Annotated in this window: 17 protein-coding genes; 9 read left to right on the forward strand and 8 right to left on the reverse strand. The window is 67.9% G+C overall.

Translation table 11 applies throughout. The annotated features are described in order from the left end of the window. Positions 1-101 precede the first annotated feature (101 nt). Positions 102-2,153 (forward strand): UvrD-helicase domain-containing protein, encoded by a 2,052-nt coding sequence (locus F614_RS0104660; RefSeq protein WP_019558377.1) that lies wholly within the window; start codon positions 102-104, stop codon positions 2,151-2,153. Between the two features lie 16 nt (positions 2,154-2,169). Here the strand turns inward: F614_RS0104660 and F614_RS0104665 are convergent, their stop codons facing one another. Further along, a complete protein-coding gene (locus F614_RS0104665) occupies positions 2,170-3,891 on the reverse strand; it encodes a potassium/proton antiporter (protein ID WP_026280333.1) in 1,722 nt (573 codons plus the stop codon). Positions 3,892-3,946: 55 nt separating this feature from the next. On the opposite strand from F614_RS0104665, the gene F614_RS0104670 reads away from it, so the two are divergent. Next, entirely contained in the window at positions 3,947-4,939 is a 993-nt protein-coding gene (locus F614_RS0104670) for a lipid A deacylase LpxR family protein (protein WP_051080434.1), read from the forward strand. Positions 4,940-4,957: 18 nt separating this feature from the next. Here F614_RS0104670 and F614_RS0104675 read toward each other — a convergent pair whose 3' ends face one another. Further along, the gene (locus F614_RS0104675) at positions 4,958-5,911 is read right to left on the reverse strand and encodes an MBL fold metallo-hydrolase (RefSeq protein WP_018876629.1); all 954 of its coding nucleotides are present in this window, start codon (positions 5,909-5,911) and stop codon (positions 4,958-4,960) included. 171 nt (positions 5,912-6,082) lie between these two features. On the opposite strand from F614_RS0104675, the gene F614_RS0104680 reads away from it, so the two are divergent. From F614_RS0104680 to dut, 3 genes are read left to right on the forward strand one after another with little or no spacing between them, the layout of a single operon-like run. Next, on the forward strand, positions 6,083-6,679 hold the full coding sequence (locus F614_RS0104680) for a DUF502 domain-containing protein (protein WP_018865453.1): 597 nt from the start codon (positions 6,083-6,085) through the stop codon (positions 6,677-6,679). Between the two features lie 18 nt (positions 6,680-6,697). After that, entirely contained in the window at positions 6,698-7,906 is a 1,209-nt protein-coding gene (gene coaBC, locus F614_RS0104685; protein WP_018882543.1) for a bifunctional phosphopantothenoylcysteine decarboxylase/phosphopantothenate--cysteine ligase CoaBC, read from the forward strand. Positions 7,907-7,935: 29 nt separating this feature from the next. After that, a complete protein-coding gene (dut, locus tag F614_RS0104690) occupies positions 7,936-8,397 on the forward strand; it encodes a dUTP diphosphatase (protein ID WP_018879687.1) in 462 nt (153 codons plus the stop codon). A gap of 7 nt (positions 8,398-8,404) precedes the next feature. Here the strand turns inward: dut and hmpA are convergent, their stop codons facing one another. After that, positions 8,405-9,583 carry an NO-inducible flavohemoprotein gene (hmpA, locus tag F614_RS0104695; RefSeq protein ID WP_019558379.1) on the reverse strand — a complete coding sequence of 393 codons (1,179 nt, stop codon included), beginning with the start codon at positions 9,581-9,583 and terminating at the stop codon, positions 8,405-8,407. Between the two features lie 160 nt (positions 9,584-9,743). Between hmpA and argB the strand changes: the two genes are divergently transcribed. Beyond that, entirely contained in the window at positions 9,744-10,622 is an 879-nt protein-coding gene (gene argB / locus F614_RS0104700) for an acetylglutamate kinase (protein WP_019558380.1), read from the forward strand. Between the two features lie 24 nt (positions 10,623-10,646). Here argB and F614_RS0104705 read toward each other — a convergent pair whose 3' ends face one another. Then, the gene (locus F614_RS0104705; RefSeq protein WP_196800281.1) at positions 10,647-11,309 is read right to left on the reverse strand and encodes a DUF4124 domain-containing protein; all 663 of its coding nucleotides are present in this window, start codon (positions 11,307-11,309) and stop codon (positions 10,647-10,649) included. Here F614_RS0104705 and F614_RS0104710 point away from each other — a divergent pair. Then, positions 11,302-12,063, forward strand: coding sequence for a sulfite exporter TauE/SafE family protein (locus F614_RS0104710; RefSeq protein WP_018865447.1), 762 nt, complete (start codon positions 11,302-11,304; stop codon positions 12,061-12,063). The two genes, F614_RS0104705 and F614_RS0104710, sit on opposite strands and share 8 nt — an antisense overlap. 277 nt (positions 12,064-12,340) lie before the next feature. Here the strand turns inward: F614_RS0104710 and F614_RS0104715 are convergent, their stop codons facing one another. The 3 genes from F614_RS0104715 to F614_RS0104725 form a co-directional block, all read right to left on the reverse strand. Further along, complete coding sequence (locus tag F614_RS0104715) at positions 12,341-14,524, reverse strand: HAD-IIB family hydrolase (RefSeq protein ID WP_018865446.1); 2,184 nt, start codon at positions 14,522-14,524, stop codon at positions 12,341-12,343. Then, positions 14,521-15,918: a glycoside hydrolase 100 family protein gene (locus F614_RS0104720; protein WP_018865445.1), complete on the reverse strand. Its 1,398-nt coding sequence runs from the start codon at positions 15,916-15,918 to the stop codon at positions 14,521-14,523. The genes F614_RS0104715 and F614_RS0104720 overlap by 4 nt, the downstream gene beginning before the upstream one ends. A gap of 62 nt (positions 15,919-15,980) precedes the next feature. Then, complete coding sequence (locus F614_RS0104725; RefSeq protein ID WP_018879690.1) at positions 15,981-17,063, reverse strand: EAL domain-containing protein; 1,083 nt, start codon at positions 17,061-17,063, stop codon at positions 15,981-15,983. A gap of 116 nt (positions 17,064-17,179) precedes the next feature. On the opposite strand from F614_RS0104725, the gene msrB reads away from it, so the two are divergent. Both msrB and F614_RS0104735 read left to right on the forward strand, forming a co-directional pair. After that, the gene (msrB, locus tag F614_RS0104730; RefSeq protein WP_018879691.1) at positions 17,180-17,578 is read left to right on the forward strand and encodes a peptide-methionine (R)-S-oxide reductase MsrB; all 399 of its coding nucleotides are present in this window, start codon (positions 17,180-17,182) and stop codon (positions 17,576-17,578) included. A gap of 54 nt (positions 17,579-17,632) precedes the next feature. Further along, positions 17,633-18,832, forward strand: a complete 1,200-nt coding sequence (locus F614_RS0104735) for an MFS transporter (protein ID WP_019558382.1) — start codon at positions 17,633-17,635, stop codon at positions 18,830-18,832. A 547-nt stretch (positions 18,833-19,379) separates the two neighbouring features. Here the strand turns inward: F614_RS0104735 and F614_RS0104740 are convergent. Beyond that, positions 19,380-19,598, reverse strand: a 219-nt coding sequence (locus tag F614_RS0104740; RefSeq protein WP_038028236.1) for a transposase, incomplete at its 5' end; no start/stop codon positions are given.

Below are 19,598 nucleotides of genomic sequence, written 5' to 3' on the forward strand. Positions count from 1 at the left end.
CGGTCCGTTGGTCAATGGATTACCCTCACCGCTGCTGTCTTTATGAATCGGGGATCGTGGGTTAGTTTACGCGCCCCGCTGCGAAGGAATCGACCGCCCCGGTGTCCGAACTGAATCCCCAACAACAGGCCGCCGTGACCACCACGGACCGCCCCCTGCTGGTCCTGGCCGGGGCGGGTTCCGGCAAGACCCGCGTGATCACCGAGAAGATCGCTCACCTGATCGAGCGGCGCGGCCTCGCCGCACGCCAGATCGTGGCGATTACCTTTACCAACAAGGCCGCGCGCGAGATGCGCGAACGTGTCCAGGGGCGACTGTCACGCGAACAGGCCCGGGGCCTGAACGTCTCCACCTTCCACACCTTCGGGCTCAACTTCCTGCGTCGCGAGCTGCAGGCGGCGGGGCTGCGCCCCGGCTTCTCCATCCTCGACCCCGGTGACTGCCGGCAGCTGCTGCGCGAGATCACCTACCGCGACGATACCGGCTCCGAGGTCGACGCCCTGATTGGCCACATCAGCCGCTGGAAGAACGACCTGATGACCCCGGAAGAGGCGCTGCACGAGGCAAGCCAGAGGGACGACGCCCCGGAGGCGATCGCCGCGGCCAACCTCTACCCGCGCTACGAAGACGCCCTGCGCGCCTACAACGCAGTGGACTTCGACGACCTGATCAAGCGCCCGGTGGACTGCCTGCGCGACGACCCGGAACTGCGCAACCGCTGGCAGGACCGCATCCGCCACCTGCTGGTGGACGAATACCAGGACACCAACTCCGCGCAGTACCAGCTGGTGCGCCTGCTGATCGGGGTCAGTGACGGCCTGACGGTGGTCGGTGACGACGACCAGTCGATCTACGCCTGGCGCGGCGCGCGCCCGGAGAACCTCGCGCGCCTGCAGCAGGACTTCCCGCGCCTGGAGGTGATCAAGCTGGAGCAGAACTACCGCTCCACCAACCGCATCCTGCATACCGCGAACGCGCTGATCGGCAACAACCCGCACGTGTTCGAGAAGCGTCTTTGGAGTGCGCTCGGCGAGGGCGATAAGATCGAGGTGATCGGCTGCTCCGACGCCGACACCGAGGCCGCGCGCGTGGTCTCCGAACTGATGCGCCGGCGCTTTCGCCTGAATGCGACCTGGGGCGACTTCGCCATCCTCTACCGCAGCAACCACCAGTCCAGGCTGTTCGAGAAGCTCCTGCGCGAACAGGGCATCCCCTACCGCCTGAGCGGCGGGCAGTCGTTCTTCGAGAAGGCCGAGATCAAGGACCTGGTCGCCTACCTGCGCCTGCTGGCCAACCCGGACGACAACACCGCCTTCCTGCGCGTGGTCAACGTGCCGCGCCGCGAGATCGGCCCGGCGACCCTGGAAAAGCTCGGCCACTACGCCAACCAGCGCGGGGCCTCGCTGCTGCAGGCCGCACGCGGCGCCGGTCTGTCCGAATACATGGATGCCCGCGCACAGGCGCGGCTGGAACGCTTCACCGACTGGGTGGACGGCTTCCAGCGCCGTGGCGCGGAGGAGGCCCCGGACGCCCTGCTGCGCGCCCTGATCGAGGATATCGACTACGAGTCCTGGCTACTGGAGAACAGCCCCAACCCGCGTGCCGCCACCCGGCGCATGGACAACGTGCGCGAATTCATCGACTGGGTCGGGCGCATGGGCGGCGGCAACACCAGCGCCGAATACGGTGACGACGAGGCGGAGGATGATCAGGGCATGGACCTGGCCGACATCGTGAACCGCATCAGCCTGATGGACATCCTCGACCGCAACCGCGATTCCCAGGACGGTAACGAATCCGTGCAGCTCCTGACCCTGCACACCGCCAAGGGCCTGGAGTTTCCGCATGTCTGCCTGGTCGGCTTCGAGGAAGAACTGCTGCCGCACCGGGTCAGCGTCGAGGACGACTCCATCGCGGAGGAGCGGCGGCTCGCCTACGTCGGCCTGACCCGCGCCCAGCAGACCCTGCTGATCACCTACGCCCAGCAACGCAGCCGTTACGGCGAGACCATCGACTGCGAACCCTCGCGCTTCCTCGACGAACTCCCCGAGGAACACCTCGACTGGCCGGACGCCAAACCGCCGGACCCCGAGACCCAGCAACTCACCGCCCGCGCCCACCTCGCCGGCCTCAAGGCCATGCTGGAGAAGTAGCCCACCCGGGCCCTGCTTACTTCAGCAGTTTCAGGCCAACGCGGGTAATGCGGGGGCCGTCCATTTCGCGGATGACCAGGCGCATCGGGCCGAGATCGACGGCGTCGCCGACGACCGGCTCCGCCTGGAGTTCACGGCGCAGATAGGCCTCGAGGGTGTCGCCCTGGCGCTCGGGCGGGACCGGTGCGCCGTAGGCCATGCCCACCGCGCCGAGCTGGGCATCGCCATTGAGCGCGAACTCGCCGAACACGCTGCGTTCGGTGAGGCGCTCCGGCACCTCGTCCTTGGGCACGAACAGGCGGTCGAGGTCCGGCAGGTCCGCCGGCGCGACCATGATGTAGAGGTGGTCGCCGGCGTGCAGGTCCAGCAACTCCAGCGTCTCCAGCAGCTTGCCGTCACGCAGGTGAGCCACCACCCGCGCGGTGCCCGGCAGGCGGAAGTTCGACCACGCCTCGCGCACCACCGGCGTGGTCTCTGCCAGGCGATAGCCCACCAGTTCCATCTCCTGCTGGCCGGGGATATCCAGCTCGGTGCGCTGCACCCGCGCCGTGGTGGGTGGCAGCTCCAGGCCCAGCCAGCGCGCCGAGGGCGCGACGGTCCAGCCCTGCACCAGCAGCGAGATCAGCACCACGAAGAAGACGACATGGAAGAAGTGGCCGGCCAGTTCCAGCCCGGCCAGCAGCGGGAACAGTGCCAAGATGATGGGCACCGCCCCGCGCAGGCCAACCCAGGCGATGAAAACCTGCTCGCGCCAGGGAAAGTGGAACGGGTACAGGCAGATCCAGACCGCCAGCGGGCGCGCGACCAGGATGAGCACGGCCGCCACCAGCCCTGCGTCCAGCGCCACCGGCGGCAGCCCCGAGGGGGTCACCAGCATGCCCAGCATCAGGAACATGCCGATCTGCGCCAGCGAGGCGATGCCGTCGTGGAAGCGCTTGATGTTCTGCGAGGCCTCCAGCGGGCGGTTACCCAGCAGCAGGCCGGCGAGGTACACCGCGAGGAACCCGGAGCCGCCGACCAGGCCGGTAAGCCCGAAGATGGCCAGCGCCCCGGCCATCGCGAACAGCGGATAAAGCCCGGCGGCCATGGGCACCCGGTTGATCAGGGCCAGCAGGGCCAGGCCGCCCCCGACGCCCAGCACCGCACCCAGGCCCATCTGCTGGATGAACTCGACCAGTACCACCAGACCGAACTGCTGATCGGGCATCAGCAGCAGTTCGATCAGCACGATGGTCAGGAAGATCGCCATCGGATCGTTGGAGCCGGACTCGATCTCCAGCGTGGCCCCGACGCGGCTTTTCAGCTCCAGCCCGCGCGAGCGCAGCAGGGAGAACACGGCGGCGGCATCGGTGGAGCCTACGATCGCCCCCAGCAGCAGGCCCTCCAGCCAGGACAGGCCCAGCCACCACACGGCGAACAGCCCGGTCAGGCCGGAGGTCACGAGCACTCCGACGGTGGCCAGCCCCAGCGCCGGCTTCAGCCCGATCCGGAAATTGCGGGCCGGTGTGCGCATCCCGCCGTCGAACAGGATGATCGCCAGGGCGGCCGAGCCGACCAGATACGCAAGGGTGATATTCTCGAAGACCAGACCGCCCGGGCCTTCCGGGCCCAGCAGCATCCCGATCACGAGGAACACCAGCAGCAGGGGCACCCCCAGCCGCGAGGTGATCACGCTCGACAGGATGCTCCCCAGCAACACGATCGCGGCCAGGAAGATGATCTGGTTGGAGAGGTCCATGCGCCAATCATACCGGAACGCCATTGCCCCTCGAGGACGGTCACCCGACCGCAGGATGCGGGCGTTGCTGGCCGCGGCAGCCCTTGGCTTGGCGGCCGCAGGCCCGACCGCCGGCGCGGAAACCGGCGTGGATGCCCTGCACTTCGAGTTCGAGAACGACCTTTTTGCCGGCGAGGACCGCTACTACACCAACGGCGTGCGCATCGGCTGGACCCGCAGCGGGGAAAAGGTCCCCTCGTGGCTGCGAAGCGTGGCCGACTTCCTGCCCTATTTTGTGGAGCGCGAGGAGCGTGGAAGGCTGAAATCCGCCATCCACCTGGGCCAGAACATGTACACGCCGGAGGACATCGAACGCTCGCCCGCGGACCCGGACGACCGCCCCTACGCGGGCTGGCTGTACCTGAACTTCAGCCGGGCCGAGGAGCACGGCGACCGCCTGGACCGCCTGCAGGTCACCCTCGGCACCGTGGGGCCGGCCTCCCTGGCAGATCGCACCCAGAAAGAGGTCCACAGCTGGTCCAGCGCTCCGCAACCCCGGGGCTGGGACGACCAGATTGGCAACGAACCGACCCTGATGGTGGGCTACGAGCGCCAGCTACGGGGCTACACGCGGCATGCCGCGAGCGGCTGGGGCTGGGATCTGACCCCGCACTGGGGCGCAACCGTCGGCAGCCCGTTCACCTTCGCCAACGCCGGGGCGATCATGCGGGCCGGGCGCAACCTCCCGCGCGACTACGGCCCGACACGGATCAACCCCGCCCTGTCCGGGTCGCATACCTTCGAACCGACCAGCAGGGTTGGCGGCTATTTCTTCGCCGGGGTCGACACCCGCCTGATGGCCTACGACCTGTTCCTAGACGGCCCACTGTTCCGCGACGGCCCCTCGGTGGACAAGCACCCGCTGGTTGGCGAACTCACCGCCGGCGCGGTCTTTCATGTGGGCGGCGTGCGGATCGGCTACACCCACGTGTGGCGTTCGCGCGAATTCAGCGGCCAGGCCAAGGGCGCGGCCGAGTTCGGGTCGCTGCATGCCACCTGGCAGTTCTGAAGCCGCCCGCGGGCAGTCTCAGAACACCGCCGCCTCGACATCCGGGTAGGTGGTCGCCACCGAACGGTCGATCTTGTCCTCGAACCCCGGATAGGCCTCGACCAGATCGCCCATCCGCTCGCGCACCAGGGGCACGGTCTCGAAGTCGGCCAGTCCCTGTTCCACGCCTTCCTCAATGGCATCCCACAGCGTGACCAGATAGCGCTGCAGCCGCTCCAGGGTCGCGGCATCCTCGAGACGGCCATGCCCGGGGACGACCACGGCGGGTTCCAGTGCGATCAGCTCGTCCAGAAGATCGATCCACTGCGCGACATCGCCATCCCACACAGAAGGCGCGCGATCACTGTAGACCACATCCCCGGCCAGCAGGACGCGCTGCCGTGGCAGCCAGACACTCAGATCACCCGGCGAATGGGCGCCCCCGGACGGGATGATCTCGACCTCGGTCCCGCCGAGGTCGCGGGTAATGCGCTCATCGACTGCGGTATCGGGCAACCGCAGCGTGGTATCGCCAGTCGCCCCTTCGGTCATCTCGCGGAAGTTCTCGACCCAGCCCTCGCCTTCGTCCTCCATGCGCGCAATCGCCGCCGAGCCGGCCATGATCTCCGCCTCCGCGGCAAAGGCCGCATTGCCCAGCCAGTGGTCGCCATGGCTGTGGCTGTTCACGATCCAGCGCACCGGCTCGTCGGTGACCCCGGCGATCGCTTCGCGCAGGGCCACACCCATCGTCTCGGAGGAGCCGGTGTCGAACACCAGCACCCCGTCACCGGTCACCACGAACGCCATGTTCGCGTTCCAGCCCAGGTTCTCGCGACTGGGGAAATCCCGCGCCGGCGTCATCACCGCATAGACCCCGGGCGCCACCTCCTCCGGGGTCATCGCGTAGTCCCCGGGTGCAGCCGCGGCCGAGGACCCGGCGAGCCCCACCTGCGGCATCACCATCATCGCCAGGACCAGGGGCCAAAGGCTCATTCCCTTCCATCGCTGCATCTCGTCACTCCCCATACCCGGCGACGTGCCGGCGGCCTCGCTCGATAGACTGCGCGGACGTGCCAAAGTGCCGCCCCCGCCCCGCTCCCGTCGTCGACGTGCCACGAGCACGAATGCGTTAGCATCCGAGCATACCCCTGCACGGAGCCCGCTGTGCGCCGAATCTCTCGAACCTTCCTGACCGGCCTGGCCGCCATCCTCCCGGCCGCCATCACGCTGGCCTTGCTGTGGTGGCTGGGGAGCACCGCCGAGGAGGTGCTGGGAGGACTGTTGCAGGCCATCCTGCCCGATCTGCTGTACTTCCCGGGCATGGGGATCCTGGCCGGCATCGGCCTGCTCTTCGGCGTGGGGGTACTGCTCCAGGCCTACGTGGTCCGCTGGCTGTTCGACTGGCTGGAAGGGCTGATGCAGCGCATCCCGGTGGTCAAGACCATCCACGGGACCGTGCGCGACGTCACGCGCCTGGTCTCCGGCGACATCCACGAGCAATTCGGCCAGGCCGTGCTGGTGCAGCTGCCCGGCACCGACTTCAAGCTGGTCGGCTTCGTCACCCGCGAGGATTTCGCGGGTCTTCCGGACAGTCTCGGCGGCCCCGACACAGTCGCGGTCTACATGCCCATGAGTTACCAGATCGGCGGCTACACCCTGATGCTCCCGCGCGAACGCATCGAACCGCTGGAGCTGTCGCTGGAGGACGCGATGCGCTATGCCCTGACCGCCGGCGTCTCCGCGCGCCAGGAAAAGAGCTGAACGGGTAGAATCCGCCGCATGACGGAACACGATTCCAAGCCAAGGATCCTCGTCGGTGTCAGTGGCGGCATCGCCGCCTACAAGGCCTGCGAGCTGGTGCGCGAGCTGAAGCGCGCCGACTGCGAGGTGCGCGTGGTGATGACGGCCGGCGCCCGCGCCTTCGTAACCCCGCTGACCTTCCAGGCCCTCTCCGGCGCGCCGGTACGCACCGAGCTGCTGGACGCCGAGGCGGAATCCGGCATGGACCACATCGCCCTGGCGCGCTGGGCCGACCGCATCGTGGTCGCCCCGGCCAGCGCCAGCCTGATCGCCCGCTACGCCCAGGGCCTGGCGGACGAGCTGCTGAGTACGCTGCTGCTGGCCACCACCGCGCCGGTCGCGCTGGCACCGGCGATGAACCATCGGATGTGGGCCCACCCGGCCACGCAGGCGAACGTCTCGACCCTGATCGAGCGTGGCGTGGCCCTGATCGGGCCGGACAGCGGCGACCAGGCCTGTGGCGAGCAGGGCGAGGGCCGCATGCGCGAGCCCGCCGCGATCGCGCGGGAGCTGCTGCAACCGGCACACGCCCCGCTGGCCGGGCGCCACGTACTGATCACCGCCGGTCCCACCTTCGAGCCGATCGATCCCGTGCGCTTTATCGGCAACCGCAGCTCCGGGCGGATGGGCTTTGCCCTAGCCGCGGCGGCGCGCGACGCGGGCGCACACGTGACTCTGGTGCATGGCCCGACAGCCGAGGCCGTACCCACGGGCGTCGCGGGCATCGCCACGGAGACGGCCGCCGCCATGCACGCCGCGGTGATGGAACGCCTGCCCGAGGCCGACATCCTGATCGCGGCTGCGGCCGTGGCCGACTACCGCCCGGCCGAACCGCAAGCACAGAAGATCAAGAAATCCGATCCGGTGATGCACCTGGCGCTGGAGCGCACCCGGGACATCCTGGCCGAGGCGGCAACACAGGCGGCCTCGCTCCCCCGACGCCCGTTCCTGGTCGGCTTCGCGGCCGAGACCGAACACCTGCGCGAACATGCGGAGGCCAAGCGCCGCGCCAAGGGGCTCGACCTGATCGCCGCCAACCGGGTCGGCGAGGGCCGCGCCTTCGGCACGCCCGACAACGAACTGCTGTGTCTCTGGGAGGGCGGCGAGCGCCAACTCCCCAGCCAGCCGAAGACCCAGCTGGCCCGGGCGCTGATCGACCTGATCGTCGATCGCCTGGAACACCGCTGATCGAATGCGAAACGGACAAGGAACCCCGCATGCCCGCCCCCGAGATTGACCTGAAGATCCTGGACCCGCGCATGGGCGCGGACTTCCCGCTGCCCGCCCCGGCCACCGACGGCTCGGCCGGCGTTGACCTGCGCGCGATGATCGAGGCCCCGCTGACGCTGGAGCCGGGCGCCGCCGAACTGATCCCGACGGGCCTCGCGATCCATATCGAGGACCCGGGCTACGCCGGGATGATCCTCCCGCGCTCCGGGCTGGGCCACAAGCACGGCCTGGTGCTGGGCAACCTGGTCGGCCTGATCGACGCCGACTACCAGGGGCCGCTGATGGTCTCCTGCTGGAACCGGGGCGCGAACGCCTACACCCTGGAGGTCGGCGAACGCCTGGCGCAGCTGGTCATCGTCCCGGTCGCCCAACCGAAGTTCCGCGTCGTCGAGGACTTCGAGGCGACCGCCCGCGGCGCGGGCGGCTTCGGCTCCTCGGGCCGGGGCTGAGGAGGCGCTACTCCAGGGCCGAGGCAGGGCCGAAGAACTCGTAGTTCACCTGCGCGTCGGGAATACCCATCCCGCGCAGATGGGCGCGTACCTGCTGCATGAAGGGTCTGGGCCCAAGGAAATACACGTCTACCTCGCGGCTGTCCGGCAGCCACTCGGCGAGCTGCTCGCGGCTCAGAAAGCCCTCCGCGTGCGGGGCATCGCTGGGGCGCGGCTCGCTGTAGCAGTAGCGCTGCGTCAGCTTCGCGGTGCGCTCGGCCTGAGCATTCAGCCAGTCACGAAACGCGTGCACGCCGCCGTGGCGCGCGCAGTGCACGAAGTGGACCTCGCGGCCCTGTGCCAGCGCCGCCTCGGTCATCGCGACCGCCGGGGTGATACCCACGCCCGCGGTCACGAAGGCCACCGGCCGGTCCGCGGGCCGCAGCACGAAGTCTCCGGCAGGCGGGAACACGTCAAGGATGTCGCCCGCATCCACCCGGTCATGCAGGAAGGTCGAGGCGACACCGCCCGGCTCGCGCTTGACGCTGATGCGCAGGGTCTCGCCATTCGCGGCGGCCGACAGCGAGTAGTTCCGCCGGAGCTCCTCGCCCTCGATCATCAGACGCAGGCCGAGATACTGTCCCGCCTGGTGCGGCGGAACCGGTTGCCCGTCGACCGGCTGCAGATAGAACGAGGTGATCTCCTCGCTCTCCGGAACCTTGCGCTGGACACGGAACGGGCGCGCGCCACGCCAGCCCCCGGGCTGCTGTTCGTTCGCGGCGTTGGCCTGCTCCTCCGCGGCGATCAGGATATCCGCCAGCTGCTGGTACGCCGCGGCCCAGGCGTCCAGCACGGCATCGGTCGCCACCGCTTCGCCCAGCACCTCGCGCATCGCCTGCAGCAGGCAGCCGCCAACGATCGGATAGTGCTCCGGCTGCACCTGCAGCGATACATGCTTGTTGACGATCTGCCCCACCAGCGGGCCCAGCGACTCCAGCTGATCGATGTGGCGGGCATAGTTCAAGACGGCATTCGCCAGCGCACGGGACTGTTCGCCACTGGCCTGATGGGCCTGATTGAACAGGGGCCGAACCTCCGGGTGGTCGCGCAGCATGATCCGGTAGAAGTGCCCGGTCAGGGCCTCACCTCCGGCCTCCAGAATGGGTACGGTCTGCTGAATGATCGCTTTTTGCTCGGTGGATAGCATGTGTCGCCTCATTTGATATATATGACGCGCAGCTTTATACCCTCGTACTAGCGGCCGGTCAAATCATACTGATGGTACGGATCTTTTAAGGCGCGCCCTCCGCGGTTCTTGGGCACAGTGCTAAACTGCCGCGCTGCAAAGATCGACAACCGGACCCAGCATGGATACCCAGACGGCCCATTCCGTAGCCCATGTCCTGATCGAGGCGCTGCCCTATATCCAGCGCTTCGCGGGCAAGACCATCGTGATCAAGTACGGCGGCAACGCCATGACCGAGGACCACCTGAAGGCCTCGTTCGCGCGCGACGTCGTGCTGCTCAAGCAGGTCGGCGTGAACCCGGTGGTCGTCCACGGCGGAGGCCCGCAGATCGGCGAGCTGCTCAAGCGTCTGGGCAAGGAGACGGAGTTCGTCAACGGCCTGCGGGTGACCGACCGCGAGACCATGGACGTGGTCCAGATGGTCCTCGGCGGGATCGTGAATCAGGAGATCGTTTCGCTGATCAACCGCTTCGGGGGCCGCGCGGTGGGGCTGACCGGCAAGGACGGCCAGATGATCCGCGCCACCCCGCTACGCGACTATGGCGCGGCCGAGGGCCAGCCGACCGTGGACCTCGGCCATGTGGGCGAGGTCGAAGGCGTGGACCCGGCGATCGTGCATACCCTGGACGAGAGCGACTTCATCCCGGTCATCGCGCCGATCGGCTTCGACCGCGAGGGCAAGGCCTACAACATCAATGCCGACACCGCAGCGGAAAAGCTCGCGGTGGTGCTGGATGCGGAAAAGCTCTTCCTGCTGACCAACACCCCGGGCGTGCTGGACGGCAACGGGGCACTCCTGCCCAAGCTGTCGGCCCCGCAGGTGGACGAGATGATCCGCGACGGGACCATCCACGGCGGGATGATCCCGAAGATCCGCTGCGCGCTGGATGCCGTGCGCAGCGGGGTGAACGCCACGCATATCGTCGACGGCCGCGTGGAACACGCGGTGCTGCTGGAGCTGCTGACCGACCAGGGTGTGGGAACGCTGATCAGCCGCTAGGAGAACGATTAATGCCCGCGACCGCTACTCGCGGCCGTTCATGACCAGCTGCTGGAAGTCGCGGCGATCCAGGTCCAGGCGTTCGTGGATCGCGGACAGCCGGTCGCGCTGGCCGCGGCGGTACTGGCGCTCCCGGGCGATACGGGCGTCCAGCTCCTCCAGTTCCGCGCGGTAACGGTCGGCCAGCGGAGAACCCTCGTTCGCGCCGTCCAGCTGCCGCCGGATACGCTCACGTTCGCGCAACAGCGTCTTTTCCTGCGCCTCGCTGCGCTGGATATTCCCGGCAATCGAGCGCTCGCGGCGTTCGCGCAGCTCCTCGATCTCGTCCAGCGAGGCATAGGCACGGCGCAGCTGCTGCTCGCGCGCGGCACGGTCCTGGCGCGCGCGCTGGGTCGCCTCCAGGTCGCGCTCCGCCTGTTCGCGCTCGGCGGCGGCCTGCGCCCGTTCCTCGGCGCTCATCGGCGCCGGCAGGATCTCGCGCATGCGGCCCTCGGAGTCGTAGATCCGGCGCTCGCGCTGGCTGGTCTCCGGCTGCGGGGTGCTGGAGTAGTGTACGGTCCCGTCATCATCCACCCAGCGGTAGATGTCGGCCTGTACCGGAACCGCCAGCCCCAGCAACAGCGCCGCGGCCACCCACGATTGCCACAGGCCTTCCCGCTTCCGGTTGTACGCACCCCAAATGACCATTCTCGAACACCTCGGACTCGCATTAATCGCCATCGTCGCCAACGGCTTCTCCGCCCTGGCGGGTGGCGGGGCGGGCCTGTTGCAGCTGCCCGCCCTGATTTTTCTGGGGCTTCCCTACCCCGTGGCACTGGCCACCCACAAGATTGCCTCGGTGGCCTTAGGCGCCGGCGCTGGTCTGCGCCACCTCAAGAAAAGCACATTCGAGCCCGCGCGCCTAGGCATTATCCTGCTGGCCGGTCTGCCTGGGGTGTTAATCGGTGCCTGGCTGGTGCTCGGCATCCCGCCAAGGGCCGGCGAGATCGCCCTGGGCCTGCTGACCATCGGCCTCGGCTGGTACTCCTGGCGCCGCCCGCAACTGGGGCAGACGGTGCGCACCATCGGCTTTTCCTGGGGCCACGCCCTGATCGGGGCCGCCGGGCTGTTCCTGATCGGCGTGCTGAACGGATCCCTCGCCTCGGGCACCGGACTGATGGTCACCCTGTGGCTGGTGCGCTGGTACGGCATGAGCTACACCCAGGCGGTGGCCTACACCATGGTCCTGGTGGGCCTCGTCTGGAACGGCGCCGGGGCGTTGATGCTCGGGACGCTGGGCACCGTGCAGTGGGACTGGCTGCCGGCGCTGCTGGTGGGGAGCTTCGTCGGCGGCTACCTCGGCGCCTGGGCGGCCCAGCGCTACGGCAACCGCCTGGTCAAGCGCGCCTTCGAAGTCGTCACCGTCCTCACCGGCATCGCCCTGCTCCTCCCGGTCCCCTGATCAATATCACCACGAAGCACACGAAGGCACGAAGAAGGTCAAGGTCAAAGGCTAATTACCACAGAGGACACGGAGTTCACGGAGAAAATCGAAAGGCCGCCAGCAGCATAGATGACTTCCGCGGCATTCAACCCCGTTCCAGCGCGTGGCCGTATCCCCGCAAATGTTTCACCCGAACCGTCCTTTCTCTGTGTCCTCTGTGTACTCCGTGGTGATAAAGGTTTTTCGCCCTTGACCTTCTTCGTGCCTTCGTGTGCTTCGTGGTGAAAAAGTTGGTCTATTCGTCGGGCTCGGTGGCGGTGGGGATTTCGCAGCGGTTGAGCAGATCGAAGTGTTCGATCCCCTCGAGGATGCCGCGGGCGTGGGTGGCCCCGGCGAAGTAGATGCGCTGGAAGCCGCGCAGGCTCTCGAGTTCGGGCTGGTGATTGCCCACCACCACGCCGAGCAGCCGGCCGCGCAGCATATCCTCGTCGTTTCCCGAATCGCCGGCGACCAGCACGTGCTCCAGCGGAATGCCCCACTTGTCGGACAGGTAGCGCACCGCCAGTCCCTTCGACGCCCGCACCGGCAGCAGGTCGAGGAACCGGTCGTGGGAGTAGATCACCCGCGCGTGCAGGTCCTCGCGGTAGAGCCGCGTCGCCACGGTCTCCGCGTCCAGACTCCCGGGGGGTTCGGCAAAGAAGCTGACCTTGAACGCCCGCTGGTCCACATCCGGCTGCAGGACCAGATTCTTCTCCTGGCGCAGGCAGTCGCGCAGCCGGTCCGGCTCCCAGCGATGGCTGATGTGACGCGCCCAGCCGCGATCCTCGGTCTGCTTGGTGCCGTAATGGATCTCGCTCCCCACCGAGGTAATCCAGACATCCGGCGTCGGCACGCCGTGCTCCTCGAGGATCGCCGCGGCGGAATCGATGCGCCGCCCGGTGGCCACGCCGAAGGCGACCCGCTTGCGGTTGCGCTTGAGCCAGGCGACAAAGGCGCGGGTGGCCTTGTCGTCGCCCAGCAGGGTGTTGTCGATATCGGTGATCACGGCGCGATCCATCTGCGCCAGGTGACTGGAGACCCGGCGCTCGTGATGGCGCGCCTGGCGCACCTCGCGGGTCAGCGACTTCACCAGTTTCACGTATTTCTCGGCGTGGCCGTCCCAGGAATAGTGCTGGCGCACGCCCTTGAGGCCGGCGCGCGAATAGCGCTGCCAGCGTGGCCGGTCGGCCAGGATGCCCTGGATGGCGTCGGCGATCCCCTCCGGGTCCAGCGGGTCGATCAGCTGGCCGTTGTGGCAGCGCGAGATAATCTCCTCCGGCCCGCCGTCGTTGGTGGCCACGATCGGGGCGCCGCTGGCAGCCGCCTCGATCAGGGTCAGGCCGAAGGGCTCAGTCAGCGCCGGGTTCACGAACACCCCCTTGCTGGAGGCCACCAGGCGGTAAAGGTCGGGCACGTCCTCGGAGTCATGGTGCTTGGGATACGCCACCTGGCCGTAAAGGTCATGGCGGTCGATACGCAGGAGCAGGTCGGTCAGGACATCCCGCGCGCCCTTGTCCAGGTCGGCAATGTCGTCACGGTTGCCGGCGACGATCAGCAGGTTGGCGTTCTCGCGCAGCCAGTCATTCCCGGCGTATGCCTCGACCAGGGCGCGGATGTTCTTGCGCTCGTCGGCGCGCGACAGCGCCATGATCAGCGGCCGGTCGGGGTAGCGCAGGAAGCGGCGGATCTCCGGCCAGATAGCCGGCTTGCGCTCCCCGCGCTTCGGCGGATGAAACCGCGCCAGGTCGGTACCCGGCGGGATCACTTCCATGCGTTCCGGCTGGTAGTTGTCGTAGGCGGCGTACTGTTCGCCGATCTCCTGGCGGGTGCTGGCGATCACCCGATGCGCATGCGCCAGGGCCTCTTCCTCGGCGTGGATCCGGGTGGAGATGTTGTAGCGGGCCTCGATGTCGGCATCCGACATCCCGCTCTCGCGCAGGCGTTCGCGCTTGACCCGCCCCAGCGAATGGCCGGTCTGGAGCATGGGGGCGCCCAGCAGGTTCGACAGCTGCACCGCGACATGTCCGGCATCGGCATAGTGGCCGTGGATCACGTCCGGGCGCAGGCCCACGCCGCGGATATGCCCCAGGGCGTTGTCCGCGAAACAGTCGAGGTAGGGCCACAGCTTTTCCTTGCGCAGGTAGCGCCGCGGGCCGCAGTCCAGCCGCACGATCCGAGCCCCGTCGCCGAGATCCTCCTCGGGCTCGGCGTAGTCGTCGGCTACCTTGCTGTCGACCACGCGGCGGGTGAGCAGGTCCACCCGGCCCACCTGCGGGTGGCGCGCCAGGGCCCGCGCCAGTTCGACCACGTAGAGCGTCTGCCCGCCGGTGTCGGCATCGCGCCCCAGTTCCAGGTCCTGCCCGCGGATCAGACCGTGGACACTGATCAGGACGAGGTAAAGGCCTTCGCCATCACGAGACTTGCTCTGGGTCTTTTTCATGGCACCTCGGGTTCCGGGCTGTCGAACAGGCTCAGGGTCTCGGGGTTGTCGATCAGGCCCTGGGAGACCAGCACGGCGGTGGCCGACCAGGTCTGGCGATAGTTGGCGCGTCGCCCGACCAGGCGGCCGTGGCGCCCGTCGTAGTACTCCGGCCAGTGGTCGCGATGCAGGCGCTCGGCCGCGACCGCGTGCACACTGCGCGCCAGGTCGGGCCGCCCGACCCGCATGGCGGCCCCGGTGAACGCCCACAGCAACGCCGGCCAGTTGCCGCCGTTGTGGTAGGACCACGGAGTATTCTTGGGGTCGGACCCGGTCAGCAGACGCCATTCCTCGCCAACCATCGCCGGATAGCAGATCTTCACCGGCATGGTCCCGATCAGGTCCTCGAAGCGCTGCTCGAAGGTCTGCATAATCGAGCGCGACTGGTGCTCGTCGGCCAGCCCGAACAGCACCGCCAGCAAGTTTCCGAAGCTGAAGAACCGGAAATCCATCCTTCCCGGCCCGAGGTTACCGACCAGGTAGCCGCTCTCCGACGGGATCCAGTCCACCAGCCAGTCGGGGATGCTCTCGGGGTAGATATTCAGCGCGTTCTCGGACTCGTGGCCGAAGTGTTCGGTGCGATAGCGGTGGATATCGTTCAACCGCTCTAGATCCAGCCAGTAGTAGTGGCGGATGTAGTCCGACAGCTGCCGGGTACGGATCGCGGACTGCTCGCACAGGAGTTCGGAATCCCGGTCGCAGGGCTCCAGCATCGCCAGCGAAGCCTTCAGCATCCCGTAGAACAGTGCCTGGATCTCCAGCGGGTGGCCGAACACCCCCATGCGCCGGTCGATCATGAAGCTGCCGTCCGGCACCAGCAGAGTCGGGAAGACTTCGAAACGGTCCTGCAGACAGATGCTGAGGATCAGGCGGATGCCGCGCTGCACATCCGCGCTCTTGATGAATTCGTGGTCGCCGGTGCGGTTCTGGTAGGCGCGCAGCAACAGTACCCACCACATCATGGAATCCACCGGGGCGACGCGTCCGATCGCCCGGTCGCCAAAGTCCGCAGCCAGGGCCTCGCGGCCATTTTCGTCGGTGAACACCCGGAAGCTCGCCGGCATCACTCGCGGCAGCCGGCGGTGACCCTCGATCTCCTCCTGGGTATCGCGGATCTGCAGGATCAGCGCGAGGAAGTCGCGGACCACCTCGGGCTCGTCCCGCAGCAGGTAGACGAGCCCGGAGGGCACGAAGTCGCGGATAAAGCAGTCGGCATAGTTCTCCGCCGGGGCCCGCTCGTCCAGGCTCGCCACGGTGCCGACCGTGCGACCGCGATATCGCACCTCGGCATCACGCAACAGTTGAACGGCGGATTCCAGCGTCGGGTTACGGGCGTCGGGCGGGAGCTGATTCATGACGCCGAGTCTATGGAAAGCGGGCCCGATGTGCACGTGTCACGGCCCCCTCCACGCGGCGCTCAGGCAGACTCGGGGTGGCGCGGCATCGGCGGCTCGGCGGCCGGCCGGGCGAACAGGTAACCCTGACAATAGTCGACCCGGTCCTTCAGCCAGCGCCATTCGTCGGCGGTCTCGATCCCCTCGGCCACCACCTGAATATCCAGGTCGCGGGCCAGTTCCACGATCTTGTCGAGGATCTTCTGCTGGTAGATGTCGCCATCGATACCGCTGACCAGTTCGCGGTCGATCTTCACGAAATCCGGGCGCAACTGCGACAGCATGTTCAGCGAGGCGTAGCCGGCCCCCAGGTCGTCCAGTGCCACCTGGAACCCGGCCCGGCGGTAGCGCTCCACGATCCGTGACAGGTGTTCGATGTCGTTGACCTGATCGCTCTCGATCACCTCGAACACGAAACCACTGGGCCCGGCACGGCCGGCCGGGCGCGAATTGATCTCGCGCACTGTGGTCTCCAGGCAAAAGGCCGGGTCATAGATCGCGGTCGGGTTGAAGTTGATGAACAACCGGCTGCCGATCCCGCGCTCGCTGGCCCGGCGAATCGCATTGATGCGCGCCGAGCGATCCAGATGGAACAGCAACTCGGCATTGCGCGCCGTCTTGAACAGCTCCGGTGGCGGGATGGGGTCGCCACCCGGCGTGGAGGCCCGCACCAGCGCCTCGTAGGCGAAGACCTCGGCTGGATCGGCCGCGTGCACGATGGGCTGGAAGTGGAAGTCCAGGGCATCGTTGGCCAGGATCGCGGAGAGATCGCGGGCATTGTGCCGGGCGATCAGCGTGGACAGCAGGTGGGTATCCTGCAGATGCCCGAGCCCGAAGTCCTCGCCCTCGGGCACGAAGGTCGCGCGGCAACCGGCCTGCTCCGAGCTGCTCAGGGCCTGCTCCAGGCGCACCAGCATCTCGCCCAGCCCGCCGGCACCCTTCACTGGCAGGGCCAGGATCCCCGAGGTCGGCTCGGCACATGGCAGCCGTTCGTCTACCATGCGCTGACGCAGGGCCGCGCGAGTATGCGCCAGAACCGGCGCCAGATAGAGGGTGCCGGAGGCCGCCGGCAGCAGGTCAATACGTTCGCAATCGGGACAGCCCACGACCACCTCCAGCGGTCTTGTCTTCGGTCCGGGCCGAGAACCCGGGGTGTTCCTCGGGGTCCCATCACCACAGACCCTCGTCTGTTGGCAGACAATCCTATCGACCCGGAGGTTGCATGAGTCAATCCGATCGCCCGACGGACGCCGAACTGCGCGAACGCCTCACGCCGGAACAATACCGCATCGCCCGCGAAGGCGGTACCGAGCGCCCCTTCACCGGCGCCTACAACAACCACAAGGCCGACGGCACCTACCACTGCGTCGCCTGCGGTGCCCCCTTGTTCGACTCGCACGCCAAGTTCGACTCCGGCTCCGGCTGGCCCAGCTACACCGCGCCGGTGAACGAAAGTGCCGTCGACGAACACCGCGACCGTTCCCTGGGCATGGAACGCACCGAAGTGCGCTGCGCGCGCTGCGACTCGCACCTGGGGCATGTCTTTCCCGACGGCCCGGCGCCGACCGGGCTGCGCTACTGCATCAACTCGGCGGTGCTCGACTTTCATCCACGCGACTGACACCAGCATCGCCCCCGGGCCATGACGGCCCGGACGATCCTTGAAGGGACTCCTATGCCCGGCCAGACCACCCCGCGCGAGCGCGCGAATGTCCTGATCCTTGCCCTCGGGCAGGCCCTGTTCCTGATCGCCGCGGTCACGGTGATGACCCTGAGCGGCGTGGTCGGGGAACGCCTGGCGGCCGATCCGGCCCTGGCCACCCTGCCAGTCGCCGCGATGATGGTCGGCACGCTGGTCACCACCCTGCCGGCCTCGCTGTTCATGAAGCGCTTCGGGCGGCGCACCGGCTTCCTGCTGGGCACCAGCGTGGGTGGAGCCGGTGGCGCCGTGCTGGCCGCGGCCGGCGTCTTCGCCGAGGCCTTCTGGCTGTTCGTACTGGGCAACCTTCTGCTGGGGGCCTACCAGGCCTTCGCCATGTACTACCGCTTTGCCGCCGCCGATGTCGCCAGCCCCGCCTTCCGCCCGCGCGCGATCTCGCTGGTGATGGCCGGCGGCGTCGTGGCCGCCTTCCTCGGCCCGTGGAACGCCCACCACGCCCAGGCCCTGTTACCGGGCACGCCGGAGGCCGGCCCCTATCTGGTCCTCGGCGCCCTGGCGCTGCTGGCGATGACGCTGCTGGCCTGGCTGCGCGTGCCGGCGCCACCGCCGGAGGAACGCGGGCCGGCCCGGCCAATGCGCGAGATCCTGCCGCAAGGGCGCTTCCTCGTCGCGCTGACCGCCGCCGCGCTGGGCTATGCGGTCATGGTGCTGCTGATGACGGCGACGCCGCTGGCCATGCGCCACGCCGGCTTTGACATGGGCCAGATCGCCCTGGTCATGCAGTGGCATGTATTGGGGATGTTCGCCCCCTCGTTCGTGACCGGCCATCTGATCACCCGCCTCGGGATCACGCGCATCCTGGCACTTGGCAACGCACTGGTGCTGTTCAGCGTGGCGATCGCCGCGCACGGGGAGACGCTGGCGCATTTCTGGCTGGCGCTGTTCCTGCTGGGGGTGGGCTGGAATTTCCTGTTTATCGGCGGCAGTACGCTGCTGACGACCACGCATACGGCCACCGAGAAGGGCAAGGTCCAGGGCGTGAACGATCTGACCATCTTCACGCTGGTCACGGCCGGGTCGCTGCTGGCCGGGGCGCTGCTGCGACCGCTGGGATGGGACGGGATGAATCTCGCGATGCTGCCGGTGATCGCGGTACTGACCGTCGCTATCCTCTGGCTCTGGCGTGATGACGCCCGCGCCCCGGCGCGCGCCTGACCTCGCCACACGGCCGCCACGAACGCTGAAGGCTTCGCTATCGCTGATTGGCGGGTCCTGGTTCGTCTCCCGGTGTTTACGGTGCCTTCGGTCCGGCGCCTGCCGGGTTGAGGCTGGTCCTGGTTCTGCATCCGGTGTTTACGCGCCTTCGGTCTACATACTGCCTTGCGCTGACTCGCCAGCGCGCCCCGAGGTCCTTTCTTGCTTGCCCAAGAAAGGACCCAAAGAAGGGCACCCGGATTTCGCCCGGGGACCTTGCTCCAGGGCCCTCGGGCCGGCGGCGCTGAACTCGCTGCGCTTCGCTCAGACATCCAGCGCCCCGAATTTGTAGAAAACGGGCCGGCCCGAGAACCCTTCCGCAAGGGGCTCCATACGGAAGGGGAAGGTCAAAACAGAAGGCATCCCAACGCCACGACACAACAACGGCCCTGCCGCCTGAAAGCCCCCGGCGCCCGCTCGCGGGCGCGGCACGCAACGGCCGAAGGCCGGGTTGTGTGCGTCAAGTTGTGCAGAAGTGAGTCAGCCATGTTCGGTTGGTCGGTATGGCTCAGGCGGCCTCGGCCTGCCTCAGCAGGATTTTCTTGTGCTCTTTGAGCAGATCCATGTTCAGGTAGCGGTTGTCCTCCAGCCAGCCTTCGTGGATTTCGACGGCCAGGGCCCGTACCAGGCGTAGACAGCTGTGGGTGTTGGGGAAGATCCGGACCACCCGGGTCCGGCGGCGGATCTCCTCGTTCAGCCGCTCGAGCATGTTGGTGCTCTTCATGTG

Source organism: Thioalkalivibrio sp. ALE12 (assembly GCF_000381105.1).
Taxonomy (GTDB): Bacteria; Pseudomonadota; Gammaproteobacteria; order Ectothiorhodospirales; family Ectothiorhodospiraceae; genus Thioalkalivibrio.

What these genes read in the sequence shown, in the direction of transcription:
- F614_RS0104665 (WP_026280333.1), bottom strand. Translation starts at nt 3,891, where the DNA reads ATGGACCTCTCCAACCAGATCATCTTCCTGGCCGCGATCGTGTTGCTG.
- F614_RS0104670 (WP_051080434.1), top strand. Translation starts at nt 3,947, where the DNA reads ATGCGGGCGTTGCTGGCCGCGGCAGCCCTTGGCTTGGCGGCCGCAGGC.
- F614_RS0104675 (WP_018876629.1), bottom strand. Translation starts at nt 5,911, where the DNA reads ATGAGCCTTTGGCCCCTGGTCCTGGCGATGATGGTGATGCCGCAGGTG.
- coaBC (WP_018882543.1), top strand. Translation starts at nt 6,698, where the DNA reads ATGACGGAACACGATTCCAAGCCAAGGATCCTCGTCGGTGTCAGTGGC.
- dut (WP_018879687.1), top strand. Translation starts at nt 7,936, where the DNA reads ATGCCCGCCCCCGAGATTGACCTGAAGATCCTGGACCCGCGCATGGGC.
- hmpA (WP_019558379.1), bottom strand. Translation starts at nt 9,583, where the DNA reads ATGCTATCCACCGAGCAAAAAGCGATCATTCAGCAGACCGTACCCATT.
- argB (WP_019558380.1), top strand. Translation starts at nt 9,744, where the DNA reads ATGGATACCCAGACGGCCCATTCCGTAGCCCATGTCCTGATCGAGGCG.
- F614_RS0104710 (WP_018865447.1), top strand. Translation starts at nt 11,302, where the DNA reads ATGACCATTCTCGAACACCTCGGACTCGCATTAATCGCCATCGTCGCC.
- F614_RS0104705 (WP_196800281.1), bottom strand. Translation starts at nt 11,309, where the DNA reads ATGGTCATTTGGGGTGCGTACAACCGGAAGCGGGAAGGCCTGTGGCAA.
- F614_RS0104715 (WP_018865446.1), bottom strand. Translation starts at nt 14,524, where the DNA reads ATGAAAAAGACCCAGAGCAAGTCTCGTGATGGCGAAGGCCTTTACCTC.
- F614_RS0104720 (WP_018865445.1), bottom strand. Translation starts at nt 15,918, where the DNA reads ATGAATCAGCTCCCGCCCGACGCCCGTAACCCGACGCTGGAATCCGCC.
- msrB (WP_018879691.1), top strand. Translation starts at nt 17,180, where the DNA reads ATGAGTCAATCCGATCGCCCGACGGACGCCGAACTGCGCGAACGCCTC.
- F614_RS0104735 (WP_019558382.1), top strand. Translation starts at nt 17,633, where the DNA reads ATGCCCGGCCAGACCACCCCGCGCGAGCGCGCGAATGTCCTGATCCTT.